This window comes from Methylophaga sp. (genome assembly GCF_009711715.1).
Classification (GTDB): domain Bacteria; phylum Pseudomonadota; class Gammaproteobacteria; order Nitrosococcales; family Methylophagaceae; genus Methylophaga.
In genome coordinates, this window is sequence record NZ_VENF01000014.1 from 67741 (window position 1) to 81785 (window position 14045).

General features: G+C 50.9%; 9 protein-coding genes and 1 pseudogene. All 10 read left to right on the forward strand.

The genetic code is table 11. From position 1 onward, the window contains the following. Positions 1–5 precede the first annotated feature (5 nt). The 10 genes and pseudogenes from nirB to FH755_RS11185 all read left to right on the forward strand — a co-directional run bounded on the left by nirB (position 6) and on the right by FH755_RS11185 (position 13896). On the forward strand, positions 6–2438 hold the full coding sequence (gene nirB / locus FH755_RS11140; protein ID WP_292441192.1) for a nitrite reductase large subunit NirB: 2433 nt from the start codon (positions 6–8) through the stop codon (positions 2436–2438). 8 nt (positions 2439–2446) lie between these two features. After that, the gene (gene nirD, locus FH755_RS11145) at positions 2447–2752 is read left to right on the forward strand and encodes a nitrite reductase small subunit NirD (RefSeq protein WP_292441193.1); all 306 of its coding nucleotides are present in this window, start codon (positions 2447–2449) and stop codon (positions 2750–2752) included. 14 nt (positions 2753–2766) lie between these two features. Beyond that, positions 2767–5415: a nitrate reductase gene (locus FH755_RS11150; RefSeq protein WP_292441194.1), complete on the forward strand. Its 2649-nt coding sequence runs from the start codon at positions 2767–2769 to the stop codon at positions 5413–5415. 338 nt (positions 5416–5753) lie between these two features. Further along, complete coding sequence (locus FH755_RS11155; protein WP_292441195.1) at positions 5754–7007, forward strand: hypothetical protein; 1254 nt, start codon at positions 5754–5756, stop codon at positions 7005–7007. A 438-nt stretch (positions 7008–7445) separates the two neighbouring features. Then, complete coding sequence (locus FH755_RS11160; RefSeq protein ID WP_292441196.1) at positions 7446–8309, forward strand: hypothetical protein; 864 nt, start codon at positions 7446–7448, stop codon at positions 8307–8309. After that, positions 8306–8926: an ANTAR domain-containing protein gene (locus FH755_RS11165; protein WP_292441197.1), complete on the forward strand. Its 621-nt coding sequence runs from the start codon at positions 8306–8308 to the stop codon at positions 8924–8926. The genes FH755_RS11160 and FH755_RS11165 overlap by 4 nt, the downstream gene beginning before the upstream one ends. 373 nt (positions 8927–9299) lie before the next feature. Continuing rightward, positions 9300–10622: pseudogene (locus FH755_RS11170) on the forward strand (CmpA/NrtA family ABC transporter substrate-binding protein). A 72-nt stretch (positions 10623–10694) separates the two neighbouring features. Continuing rightward, positions 10695–11717 (forward strand): ABC transporter permease, encoded by a 1023-nt coding sequence (locus FH755_RS11175; protein ID WP_292441198.1) that lies wholly within the window; start codon positions 10695–10697, stop codon positions 11715–11717. A gap of 10 nt (positions 11718–11727) precedes the next feature. Beyond that, entirely contained in the window at positions 11728–12519 is a 792-nt protein-coding gene (locus FH755_RS11180) for an ABC transporter ATP-binding protein (protein ID WP_292441199.1), read from the forward strand. A gap of 138 nt (positions 12520–12657) precedes the next feature. Then, the gene (locus FH755_RS11185) at positions 12658–13896 is read left to right on the forward strand and encodes an EAL domain-containing protein (RefSeq protein ID WP_292441200.1); all 1239 of its coding nucleotides are present in this window, start codon (positions 12658–12660) and stop codon (positions 13894–13896) included. The last annotated feature ends 149 nt before the right edge of the window (positions 13897–14045 follow it).

A 14045-nucleotide genomic window follows, 5' to 3' on the forward strand; every position in this document is an offset into this window, starting at 1 on the left:
GATCCATGAAAGAGAAATTAGTGCTGATTGGTAATGGCATGGCAGGCATGCGAACCTTGGAGGAACTGCTCAAGCTCGCGCCCGATAAGTATGACATTACCGTCTTCGGCGAAGAACCTTACGGTAATTACAACCGTATTATGCTGTCGCCTGTGCTGGCGGGCGAGAAAACCATTAACGAGATCATGATTAATGATCTGCAATGGTACGAAGAGAATAATGTCGCCCTGCATTCGGGCAAAAAAGTCACCCGGATCGACCGCGTCAAACGCCAGGTCATCGCTGACGATGGGACCGTCGAATCCTATGACCGACTATTGCTGGCAACCGGTTCGCGTCCGTTTATGTTGCCCGTTCCCGGGGCAGATTTGCCCGGCGTCATCAGTTTCCGCGATATCAAAGACGTGGATACCATGCTGGAAACCTCCAGGACCCACAAAAAAGCGGTGGTGATTGGTGGTGGTTTGCTGGGGCTGGAAGCAGCTAATGGTCTGATGCTCCAGGGCATGGCTGTGACCGTGGTGCATATCAGTGAAACGCTGATGAACCAGCAGCTTGATAATGCGGCTTCTGAACTGATGCTGCAGGAACTCAAGAGCAAAGGCCTGAATTTCCTGATGAGCCATGCTACTGAATCCATCAGCGGTGAAGATCGGGTTGAAAAAGTCCACTTCAAGGACGGTTCTGAAATCGATGCCGATCTGGTGGTGATGGCGGTCGGTATCCGACCCAATATCGAACTGGCGCAATCGGCCGGTATTCACTGTGAGCGCGGTATTGTCGTCGATGACACCATGCAGACTTTCGATCCGACCATCTATGCTGTCGGCGAATGTGTGCAGCACCGTAGCCAGACTTTCGGTCTGGTGGCGCCACTGTTCGAACAGGCCAAGGTCTGTGCCAATCACCTTGCCCAAATGGGGATCGCCCGCTACATCAGTACCGTAACTTCAACCAAGCTGAAAGTGACCGGTATCGACCTGTTCTCAGCCGGTGATTTCAACGGTGATGACGAAACCGAAGATCTGGTGTTTAAAGATGCGGCCCGTCATGTCTACAAGAAACTGGTGATTCGCGATGATCGCCTGATTGGTGTCGTGCTTTATGGGGACACGGTTGATGGCACCTGGTACTTCCAGTTGATGAAAGACGGTACTGCTATTTCCGACATCCGCGAAAACATGCTGTTCGGCCAGCATCATATTGGTGATTCCGGTCATGGTGCTGCCAACTCAACAGACAACTTACCGGATGATGCTGAAATCTGCGGCTGTAACGGGGTCTGTAAAGGGGATATTACCAAGGCGATTTCCCAGCATAATCTCTACACGCTGGATGAGGTTAAAGCCCATACCAAGGCCTCGGCCTCCTGCGGTTCCTGTGCCGGTCTGGTGGAACAGATTCTGGCTTCGACCCTGGGCAGTGATTTTAATGATACGCCAAGCAAAAAAGCGATGTGCGGTTGTACCGACCTGTCTCATGATGAAGTCAAAACCGCGATCAAAGCGCAGGAACTGAAGAATATTCCTCAGCTGATTGAAGCGCTGGAATGGAAAAATCCGGATGGCTGTCATTCCTGCCGTCCGGCACTGAACTATTACATGCTGAGCTCCTGGCCAAGGGAATACCAGGATGATCCGCAGTCACGCTTTATCAACGAGCGGGTGCACGCGAATATTCAGAAAGATGGTACCTATTCGGTTGTGCCGCGGATCTGGGGCGGTGTGACTAATCCGAGAGAGCTGCGCGCCATTGCCGATATCTCTGAAAAATACAAAGTACCTACCGTTAAAATCACCGGAGGTCAGCGTATCGACCTGCTGGGGGTGAAAAAAGATGATCTGCCTAAAATGTGGGCCGATTTGAGTGATGCCGGTTTTGTTTCCGGTCATGCCTATGGTAAATCGCTACGCACTGTTAAAACCTGCGTGGGCAGTGAGTGGTGCCGTTTCGGTACCCAGGACTCGACCGGGCTCGGTATCAAGGTCGAGAAAATGACCTGGGGCAGCTGGACGCCGCATAAATTCAAGATTGCTGTTTCCGGTTGTCCGCGTAACTGTGCCGAGGCAACGATTAAGGATATCGGCGTGGTGTGTGTGGATTCCGGTTATGAACTGCATGTCGGCGGTAATGGCGGCATCAAAGTGCGGGCTACCGACTTCCTGTGTAAAGTCGCTACCGAAGAAGAGGCGATGGAATATATCGCGGCCTATATGCAGCTCTACCGGGAGGAAGGCCATTATCTGGAGCGTACCGCCCCGTGGATTGAGCGTGTCGGTCTGAAACATGTGCAGGCGCTGGTGGTGGAGGATGAAACCAACCGTAAACGTCTGGCCCAGCGTTTTTATGAATCGCAGGAAAATGCGCAGACCGATCCCTGGGCAGAGCATGCGGCCAAGTACAAAGAAAACTACATTCCGATTAAACAAGTAAGCTAGAGGTGAGCATGAGCTGGACCGAAGTTGGCCCGCTGGCCGATATTCCAAACAAGGGGTCACGGGTATTGGTGACCAAAGATGGCGATGTGGCTGTCTTCAGAACTGCCGGAGATGAGGTTTTTGCCCTCTTTGATCAATGTCCGCATAAGGCCGGCCCGTTGTCGCAGGGCATTGTCTATGACAAACGGGTCGCCTGTCCTTTACATAACTGGGTCATCGATATGGAAAGCGGTGAAGCCACCGGTCCTGACGAAGGCTGTACACGTACGTTTGAGACCAAAATCGAAAACGGCGTGGTCTTCATTTCGCTATAAAAGAGTCATCTGTTTTGGGTAAAGAACATACTATTCAGACCACCTGTCCTTATTGCGGTGTCGGCTGCGGTGTCCTGGCGACACCGCAGGCTGACGGCAAAGTTCTCATCGAGGGCGATCCACGTCATCCCGCTAATCTGGGGCGTCTCTGCTCTAAGGGCTCAGCCTTGGGGGAAACGGTCGATCTGTCGAACAGGCTGCTTTACCCGAAAGTGGCGGGAAAACGCGTTTCCTGGGATGAAGCGCTCAACACCGTCAGCAAAAAATTCAAGGACATCATCGACAAATACGGCCCCAGTGCAATTGGCTTTTATGTCTCCGGTCAGATCCTGACCGAGGATTACTACACGGCCAATAAGCTGATGAAAGGCTTTATCGGCAGTGCCAATATCGATACCAATTCACGTCTGTGTATGTCCTCGGCGGTGGCCGGCTACAAGCGTGCTTTTGGTAGTGATTCAGTGCCCTGCAGCTATGAGGACCTGGAACAGGCAGACTTGCTGGTCATGGCCGGTTCCAACCTGGCATGGTGTCATCCGGTGATTTATCAACGTATTAATCAGGTCAAGCAGCAGCGGCCCGATTTAAAAGTCGTTGTGATTGATCCCCGGAAAACCTCGACCTGTGATATTGCCGATTTGCATCTGTCATTAAGACCCGGCAGCGATGCAACGCTGTTCAACGGCCTGCTGAATTATCTGAAGCAGGAAGACTATCTGGATCTGGATTTCCTGGAGCAGCACACCGAGGGCTTTTCAGCTGCAATCAAAGCAGCCAGAGACAGTGCCGGCAATATTCCGCAGGTTTCTTCCATTACTGAACTTCCAGAAGAAGATATTGTTAAGTTCTATCAACTGTTTGCGTCGACTGAGAAGGTTATCACCCTCTACTCGCAGGGCATAAACCAGTCGACTTCCGGTACCGATAAAACCAATAGCATTATTAACTGCCACCTGGCGACCGGACGGATAGGCAAACCCGCTATGGGACCGTTTTCCTTTACGGGGCAGCCCAATGCGATGGGAGGGCGAGAAGTCGGCGGTCTGAGTAATCAGCTCGCGGCCCATATGGAAATCACCAACCCGGAACATCACGACCGGGTGTCACGCTTCTGGGAAACCGATCGTCTGGCCACTGAAAACGGTGCCAAGGCCATTGATATGTTTAAAGATGTCGCGGCAGGCAAAATCAAGGCGGTCTGGATTATGGCGACCAACCCGGTGGTCAGCCTGCCGGAAGCCGACAGCGTTAAGGCTGCTCTGGAGCAATGCGAACTGGTGGTGGTGTCAGAATGTGAGAGCAATACCGACACGACCGAGCTGGCAGATATTTTACTCCCGGCAGCAGCCTGGGGAGAAAAAGACGGCACGGTTACCAACTCAGAACGCCGGATCAGCCATCAGCGGGCCTTCCTGCCTCTGCCCGGAGAGGCCAAACCTGACTGGTGGATGATGACCCAGGTGGCCCGTAGGATGGGGTTCGAAAAAGCGTTTCCATTTGAAAAACCGGTCGATGTTTTCCGTGAACATGCCCGTCTGTCAGCCTTTGAAAATAATGGCACAAGAGACTTTGATCTCAGTGGGCTTGCCGACATCAGTGATGAGGCCTATGACAATCTGGCGCCGATTCAATGGCCGGTGACCGCCGAAGCGCCAGCCGGCACAGCGAGACTGTTCACTGACAAACGTTTCTTTACTCCGTCCGGCAAGGCCAGAATGGTGCCAATTGAGCCCAAACTGCCGCAGAATCCGACTTCGGATGCGTACCCACTGGTGCTCAATACCGGCCGTATTCGGGATCAGTGGCACACCATGACCCGTACCGGACGTGCGGTGCGTCTGAACGCTCACATTCCGGAACCGGCGGTGCAGATACACCCGATCGATGCCCAGAACTGGGATCTGGTCGATGGCGCACTGGCCGAAGTCATCAGCCAATGGGGCAAAATGATTGTTCGGGTAGTGTTCACCGATGAGCAGCGGCCGGGCAGCGTGTTTGTCCCTATCCACTGGAGTAACCAGTTTGCTTCGATGGCGCGGGTCGATGCGCTGGTCGCGGCAGTTTATGATCCCATCTCCGGGCAGCCGGAATCCAAACATACACCGGTCAGGATTCGGCCTTATCAGCCCATCTGGCATGGTTTTATCCTGTCGCGCCGGCCCATCTCGGTGAAAGATGCCAATTACTGGGTTAAGGTCAGAGGGGCACAGTTCTGGCGTTATGAAATAGCCGGTGAGAAAACCATCAGCCAGCCTCATTTATGGGCACAGGAGCACCTGGGCACCGAGGGAGAATGGCTGGACTTTATTGATAAAAAAGCCGGTCGCTATCGCGCCGGAAAAATTGTCGGCAATAAACTGGAAGGGGTGGTGTTTATTGCCCCCAGCCATGAGCTGCCAGCCCGCTCCTGGTTATCTCAGCTGTTTACTTCTACCAGCTTGTCCGACACAGAACGCTATAGCCTGCTGGTGGGGCAGCCAGGCAAAGGTCAAAAAGACTGTGGTGCTATTGTCTGCTCCTGTTTCGGCGTTGGGGAAAACACCCTGAAGGACGCGATAAGCGCAGGCCATGTCCACAATGTGGATGAAATCGGCACCAAGCTGAATGCCGGTACCAACTGTGGCTCCTGTGTGCCGGAACTGAAGAAATTACTCGGCCACTAACCCGGTCAGATAAATCAGCCAACAAAAAGGACGACCCGCATGTCGTCCTTTTTTGTTTCTGGTTTCGGTCAGGGCACCTGTTTCGTTCTAGTGCATCTGTCGATAAATAAGTATTTAAATGGTGCATTTATCGTCACAAAAACTTCACAAAATAGAAATTTCTAAATAGAAACAGTCACATAGTAAATTGGCATTATGGTTGCAAATAGTCGATAAGTGACTCTGCAACGACGCAGCCATTTTTCTTCGGATATTAACTATTTATCAATCAAGGTAACGAAGCCATGACAGGTCGCCCTGTCATGGCTTTTTTTATAAGAGGATAAACAATGCCAACAATGAAAAAACTGACAGCGCTAGGCCTGTTAACGACGGGAATGAGCAGTATGGCAATGGCTCCGGTTACTGCCCAGGCAGAAGATGCTTTTATGGAAGCCCTGACCGGCGGTAAAGTGAGTTTTTCTGCCCGTGCCCGCTATGAAAACGTCAATCAGGACAATGCACTCGAAGATGCAGATGCCTATACGCTTCGCACCACCCTGGCTTACAAAACCGGTGCGTTCCATGGTTTAAGCGGCTTTATTGAGTTTGAGGATGTGTCTCACCTGGGTTCAGACAATTTCAACGCGGCTGGCACTAATGGTGAGCCGGAGTATTCTATCGTTGCCGATCCAGAGGGTACCGAAGTTAACCAAGCTTACCTGGCCTATAACGCTTTTGATACGACATTCAAATTTGGCCGTCAGATCATTACTTATCGTGATGCGCCCTTCCATCGCTTTATCGGGACCGTCGGCTGGCGTCAGAACTGGCAAACCTTTGATGCATTCAGTGTTGTCAATCAGTCGCTACCGAACACAAGCCTCAGCTACGCCTACCTCGACAAGGTTCAGACCATTTTTGGAGAAGACGGTAATCTGGCGGCGCTGATGGTGGAAGATGGCGAAATCGAAATGGACAGTCATTTGTTCAATGCACAGTACTCAGGACTGCCGATAGGTAATCTGGAAGGCTATGCTTATTTGCTGGATTATGAAGATTCCGTGGATGATTCGGCCTATTCGCGTGCGACCTATGGGGCGAGACTGTCCGGCGCACAACCATTGAATGATGCTTTTAAAATCCTCTATACCGCTGAATATGCGACACAGGATGATTATGCTGATGGGGAGATGGATCAGCAGGATTATTATCTGCTGGAGTTGGGCGGTAAATATAAAGGCTGGCTGCTCAAGTTGTCTCATGAAGTTCAGGAGGGAGACGGTACCTACAGTTTCCGTACTCCCCTGGGGACTAACCATGCCTTTCAGGGATGGGCTGATATCTTCCTTAATACACCAACACAAGGTTTGGAAGACACTTACGTCACACTGGTCGGTAATGTGCTGGGTGCGAAGCTGGTTGCGGTCTATCATGATTTTGAGACTGACGAGGACAGTCTCGATGCAGGTGATGAATATGACATCATGCTTGAGAAAACCTTCAAGGAGCATTACACCCTGGGTGTGAAATATGCCGATTACAACGCTGATGAGGAATTTGGCGGTGTAGACACAGAAAAGTTCTGGGTTTATGCCCAGGTTAAATTCTGACCTCAGCCCACGAAGCACAAACAAAAAAGCCGGGTTCTGCCCGGCTTTTTTGTCACTGAAAACCAGACAATCCCGCCGGTCATCGTTGTTATGACTTGCACCATATTTGGACAACAACACCATTTTGTAGCACAGAAAATGCGTATCTGATTTATAAGTAACTGAAAAGTATTGATTATTTCTTTGGCACAGCTTATGCAAAATCAGAGTGAGTCCAAGCTGCAGGAGGGAGATTATGGGTTATTTCATTGATGTGATGTTACTGCTGAAAGAGTTGGGGAAATTGGTTTTCATGGTCATGATTTCCCCGTTGGGTCTGATGGCCGGATTTTTAGTTGTCTGGGAGTAGTGTCAGGCTCGTCTGCATTCATCTCTGTATTAATGATCGGATGAATGTTTCTGGCCTCAAGCCCCTGTCTTGTTCACTGGAGAGCAAAGATGTATCCGATGTTTGTCGGTGGCCTCACTGTTGTATGTCTCATCGTCTTAATCAATCGACTTGCCCTGATGAGGAGACAAGCGCAGAGCCGGATTGAGCAGGGCATTCTACTGACCGTGCACCTGAAACGCATCATTGATAGTTGCCAGAAACACCGGGGCACCAGTAATGCCGTCAATCAAGGCAATGACAAACTGAAATCCCAGTTAATGAGTTTGCAAGGGGATATTGATCAGCTGATTTCCAGTCGTGACAGCCTGCAACTCAAGCGTTTTCCTCAGTGGGAATCATTCACTGAGCATTGGCCCAGGCTGAAAAAACATGCACTGGCCGGCGATCTTAAATCAGATAATCTGGTACGTCAGCACAGCCTGATGATCGATGGTCAGCTTTCATTGCTCGATGATGTGATGCGCGATCATGATCTACACCGGATGATGCTGGATCGCTGTACCCGTGTCTCGGAAGTCTGTCTGGATACCTTGCGTGTTGCCGAAACTGTGGGGCAAACACGGGCAGTCGGCGCCGGGATTTGTGCTCGCGGTGTCTGTGAGGGGGCGGATCGTATCATCCTCGATTTCCTGCGGATTTCGGTACAGAGCAACACCAATGAACTGGTCAAGCAAATCAACGGCATCAAAAACGAAGATCTGCAACAGGCATTGCAGAATGCTTCCACAACCATCAGCGACAGTATCGGCAAGCTGATGGAAATGGTCGAACACAATGTGCTTAAAGACGGTCGTCTGCAGGTGGACTCCAATGACTATTTCAACGTCTCCACCCGGGCCATTGATGAGGTGCTGAAAGTGTTCGGCATCATCATTCACTATGCCTCTCAACAACATACCAGAATGATATGAGCAGCGTTGCCATGAACTCCGAGACTAACGTTAATACCATTGTTATCAGTGAACACCGTGATGTCAGCGATACCCTGAAAATGACGCTGGCCGAGACGCCATACAAGATTATTTTTGAAGGCTCGACCCTGCAACAGTTGCTGACACTGAAATGGACTGTGGAGCCGGAACTGATTATCGCGGTCATGGATAGCAGCGATAACGACATGCTCAACAAGTTCAAGGTGATCAATGAACAGTTTCCGCTGCCTATCGTTATCTTTACCCGCGATGATCGTGATGACGCGATTGAACAGGCGATCCAGGCCGGTGTCAGTGCTTATATTGTCGATGGCTTCAGGGAAGATCGGGTACTGCCGATTCTGCGAACGGCCATTGCGCGTTTCCGCCAGTATCAGTCGATGCAGAAACACATCAAGGAGCTCAAAACTTCACTGGCTGACCGCAAGATCATTGATCGTGCGAAAGGGCTCATCATGGCGCAGCGCAATTGCAGTGAAGATGAAGCTTACCGGCTGCTGCGCAGTTCAGCAATGAATCAGAATATGCGGCTGGCGCAGCTGGCACATAATATTCTGGCGACTGCCAGCTTGCTGGAACCCAAAAAATCCGTCTGAGCGAACTGAGACAGAAGACAAGTGTATGGCGTGCTGCACCAGCCCTGTGCGTTCGCTGTCAGATGAACCTTAAGTGTGCAGCCATGCATTCATTATGGATTAATAATATTGATACAAAGCACTGATAATACTTGATTAATTATTTAGGTATCTGGTTGGCATATTATCTGCTAACACTCCTGTGAGTCACAACCCAACGACGGGTCAACCAAAACTTGATGATTGGATAAAGACGTCCTTGACGGCCTGAGCCGGCGAGAGCGTCTTTTTTTTGAACAAAATTCGGGAGCAGATAATGCGAAAACAGTTATCCATGACAGGCCGTAAGCTGGCCAAAACCCTGGCCGCAGTCAGTCTGGTATTCGGTACCGGCATGATGTCAGTCACCACCGCCTATTCGGCACCGGGCGAAATCGAAAAGCCCGAACTCAAATTCGGTTTTATCAAGTTGACGGATATGGCCCCGCTGGCTATCGCCTATGAAAAGTTCTTTTTTGAAGACGAGGGGCTCTACGTCACACTGGAAGCCCAGGCCAACTGGAAAGTTCTGCTGGACGGTGTGATTGACGGGACATTGGACGGCGCTCATATGCTGGCCGGTCAGCCGCTGGGCGCCACGATTGGTTTTGGTACCAAGGCTGACATCATCACCGCCTTCAGCATGGATCTGAATGGTAACGGCATTACCGTTTCCAATGATATCTGGGACCAGATGAAACCCAACGTCCCGATGGGAGAAGACGGAAAGCCTGTGCATCCTATTAGCGCAGAAGCCCTGAAGCCAGTGGTGGACGCCTACAAAGCCGAAGGCAAGCCCTTCAATCTGGGCATGGTTTTCCCGGTATCGACGCATAACTATGAACTGCGTTACTGGCTGGCCGCGGGGGGAATTCATCCCGGCTATTATGCCCCGCATAAAGGCGATGTCAGCGGGCAGTTACAGGCTGATGCTTTGCTTTCAGTCACGCCACCGCCGCAAATGCCTTCGACCATGGAAGCCGGCACGATTTACGGTTACTGCGTCGGTGAGCCGTGGAATCAGCAGGCGGTATTCAAAGGGATTGGCGTGCCGGTGATTACCGACTACGAAATCTGGAAAAACAACCCTGAAAAAGTGTTCGGTGTCAGCAAACAATGGGCGGAAGACAATCCCAACACCCACATAGCTGTAGTCAAAGCCCTGATCCGCGCTGCCCACTGGCTGGATGAGAACAGCAATGCCAACCGTCCGGAAGCAGTCGAGATCCTGTCACAGAGTCGTTATGTCGGTGCTGATTACGAGGTCATTGCCAACAGTATGACCGGCACTTTCGAGTATGAAAAAGGCGATAAGCGCGCAGTGCCTGACTTCAATGTCTTCTTCCGTTACAACGCCACTTATCCTTATTACAGTGATGCGGTCTGGTATCTGACCCAGATGCGTCGCTGGGGCCAGATTGCTGAGCCTAAACCGGATAGCTGGTATATGGATATCGCCAGGAAAGTTTAGCGTCCTGATATCTATGCGCTGGCAGCCAGGGAACTGATCGAGGAGGGCAAATTGCCGGCCTCGGCCTTTCCCGACTTTGAAACAGAAACCGGCTTTAAACCCGCGCAAACCGAGTTTATCGACAATATCACCTATGACGGCACCCGGCCTAATGCCTATCTGGAGCAGTTTCCGATTGGTCTGAAAGGCGAGCAGGTGGTCGAGTAATACCGGAATAGCAAGCCACCCTGTCTGCCTGTCAGGCAGGGTGACTGTTTCCTATCCAATCAAAGAGTCAATATGAAAGATAAACTGATTTACTTCCTCGAGTTGACCGGATTCACCTGGTTCATCCCCCTGGTCAGATTGACAGCGGGAGAGTCACCCAAACATCAGATGCAGGTGCTGGGAAAAATGGTCGGCGTGCCGCTGTTTGCTATCGCGGTGTTTCTGTTTTTGTGGCATCTCGGTGCTGCCAAAGTGATTACCAGCCTCGGCCAGGTACCGGGACCAACCCAGGTCTGGGAGCAGGTGAATGTGCTGGTAGATGAGCATAAAGCCTCACGTGAACGTGAGCAGGCCTTCTATGAGCGCCAGGAACAGCGCAATGCCGCCAGGCTGGAGAAAAATCCGGATGCGGAAGTGACAATTCGATCTTATACCGGCAAGGAAACCTTTGTTGATCAGATCCTGACCAGCTTGTTTACGGTATTTGTCGGTTTCCTGCTGGCGACTGTAATTGCTGTGCCGATTGGTATCGTGGCGGGACTTTCAGACACATTATATTCCGCACTCAACCCACTGATTCAGATATTCAAGCCGGTATCACCTCTGGCTTGGCTGCCGATTGTGACCATGGTGGTCAGTGCGCTGTATGTCACTGATAATCCGGTGTTTGAAAAATCTTTTATTACTTCGGCACTGACCGTGACCTTGTGTTCGTTGTGGCCGACACTGATTAATACGGCAGTCGGCGTGTCATCCATCGACAAGGATTTGATTAATGTCGCCCGGGTCTTGCGCCTTAATTACTTTACAACGGTTATTAAAGTGGTGATTCCGGCTTCGATACCGATGATCTTTACCGGTTTGCGTATTTCCCTCGGTATCGGCTGGATGGTGTTGATTGCCGCAGAGATGCTGGCACAGAACCCGGGCCTGGGTAAATTCGTCTGGGATGAATTCCAGAACGGCAGCTCTTCCTCGCTTAGCCGAATTATGGTGGCGGTACTGACCATCGGCATCATCGGCTTCATTCTGGATCGCATCACCCTGAGCTTCCAGAAATTCTTCTCTTACGACAAAAATGCCGTCATTCGCTAGGAGCCGAACAATGGATAAATATCTTAATATCGACCATGTCAGCATTGATTTCCCCACGCCTAATGGACCGTTCCGGGCGCTCGATAACGTCAATCTCAAAATTGAAAAAGGCGAGTTTATCAGCATTATCGGTCACTCCGGCTGCGGCAAATCCACGGTAATGAATATCGTAGGTGGTTTGTATAAAGCCACTGAAGGCGGGGTGGTGCTGGAGGGTAGAGAAGTCGATGAGCCGGGTCCGGATAGGGCCATTGTGTTTCAGAACCATTCCCTGTTCCCCTGGCTGAGCTGTTACCAGAATGTGGAACTGGCGGTGAAGTCGGTGTTCGGTTCCAGTCGCAGTCGTAAACAAATCCGTGACTGGGTGGAGCATAACCTGGAGCTGGTGCACATGACGCATGCGATGCACAAAATGCCGTCCGAGATATCCGGCGGGATGAAACAGCGCGTTGGTATTGCGCGGGCTTTATCAATGGAACCAAAAGTGCTGCTGATGGATGAACCCTTCGGTGCTCTGGACGCCCTGACCCGGGCTCATCTGCAGGATTCTCTGATGGATATCCAGGCTGAACTGAATAACACGGTGATGATGATAACCCACGATGTCGATGAAGCTGTATTGTTATCTGACAAGATTGTGATGATGACCAATGGCCCGGCGGCGACCATCGGCGAGGTGATGGAAGTGAAACTGCCCAGACCGAGAAAACGCCTCGATTTGACGGACAATCAGGACTATAACCATTACCGATCGGAAGTGATTAATTTTCTTCATCAGCATCACGCCCGCAAAGTGGCCTGATAGCTGAGCCTGCATTACACCGGTGCAGGCTGTTTTTATATTGAAACAAGCACAAAGCGTGACGATAAATTCAGCCAGTAACAGAAACCAGTAATGTTAGGATATTGTGCACAATCATCTACAAAGGTCCGGGTTGGAATGACAGAACTTTCCCTCAGCGAGCAAGGTTTCGCCGCCGCCTACGATAACCTCTTTCTGACGTCAGCATTCCAGCCGATCTTCAGTATTGCGCACCGCAGACCTGTGGGTTATGAGGGCTTGCTCAGGGCCTACGACAGTGACGGTCGCTATATCAGCCCGATACAGGTAATGCAAAGACCGTCCAGCAGTCGTGAACATCTGGAACTGGATCGCACCTGCCGTTTATTGCATGCCCGTAACTTTGCCCATACCGGCGAAGCGGAAAGCTGGCTGTTTATCAATCTCAATTCACAGTGCCTGGTGACAGAACGGCCTGATGCCGGCTTTATGCGTGAATTGATGAATCAGACCGGCATTCCCGCCAGAAGAATCGTCATCGAAATTCTGGAAAGCGAGATTGATGATCGCCTTTATCTGAAGGAACTGATCCAGCATTTCCGCCAATTAGGCTGTTTGATTGCCATTGATGACTTTGGTGCCGGCCATTCCAATTTCGACCGGATCTGGGAGCTACAGCCTGATATTGTCAAAATCGATCGCAGTCTGGTCAGACAGGCCGGCCGTTCACTCAAAGTAGAACGTATCCTGACCGGGATTGTTTCACTGATTCATGAAACCGGCAGTCTGGTGGTGATCGAAGGCGTGGAGAATGAAAAAGAGGCGATGGTTGCCATCTCCAGTAATGCCGACATGGTACAGGGCTTTTATTTTGCCAAGCCGGATAAAAAGCTGAAACGGGATCGCGATTTCGCTGCCAAACTCGATGATCTGCTGCACCGGAAACATAATGTCCGCAGTCAGTATAACCGCAAGTTACACTCACATTTTGAAGCCTTTAAGCATCGTTTCAATGCCGAAGTAGAAGCACTAAAACAGCAAATGCCATTTGATCAATGCGGTGCTTCGGTATTTGAGGACGAACAGGCGGTTCGTTGCTATCTGCTTGATGAGCAGGGTTTTCAAATTGGCAAGAGCCTGTATTCACCCAAATACACTGCGAAGCTGGATATTCGTTTTACGCCTTTACTGGCGGGTGAGAACGCCAACTGGTCACATCGGCATTATCACTACCGTGCGATACAAACCCCGGGGGTGACTCAGGTGAGCCGGCCTTACCTGTCCGTTGCCGGTTCGCATATGTGTGTGACCGTGTCGCAGGCGGTCGAAATCGGCGGGGCGGTTTATATACTTTGCTGTGATCTGGACTGGCCCGACGAGGATGAGGCGCCGTTGTAGCCCTCAGCTCGCACAATCATAGTGCAGACTGCACCGATTTAGACTTAAATCAGCACTCTTGATACCAAATTAATATAGTCATCCCAAAGTAAAACAATTACTTAGAGAACTGGCATGATTCCAGCACTTAGAACGCGAGCCAATGTTGG

Excerpts from the sequence above, each read along its gene's own strand:
- nirB (WP_292441192.1), top strand. The coding sequence starts at position 6 with ATGAAAGAGAAATTAGTGCTGATTGGTAATGGCATGGCAGGCATGCGA.
- nirD (WP_292441193.1), top strand. The coding sequence starts at position 2,447 with ATGAGCTGGACCGAAGTTGGCCCGCTGGCCGATATTCCAAACAAGGGG.
- FH755_RS11155 (WP_292441195.1), top strand. The coding sequence starts at position 5,754 with ATGAAAAAACTGACAGCGCTAGGCCTGTTAACGACGGGAATGAGCAGT.
- FH755_RS11160 (WP_292441196.1), top strand. The coding sequence starts at position 7,446 with ATGTATCCGATGTTTGTCGGTGGCCTCACTGTTGTATGTCTCATCGTC.
- FH755_RS11165 (WP_292441197.1), top strand. The coding sequence starts at position 8,306 with ATGAGCAGCGTTGCCATGAACTCCGAGACTAACGTTAATACCATTGTT.
- FH755_RS11175 (WP_292441198.1), top strand. The coding sequence starts at position 10,695 with ATGAAAGATAAACTGATTTACTTCCTCGAGTTGACCGGATTCACCTGG.
- FH755_RS11180 (WP_292441199.1), top strand. The coding sequence starts at position 11,728 with ATGGATAAATATCTTAATATCGACCATGTCAGCATTGATTTCCCCACG.
- FH755_RS11185 (WP_292441200.1), top strand. The coding sequence starts at position 12,658 with ATGACAGAACTTTCCCTCAGCGAGCAAGGTTTCGCCGCCGCCTACGAT.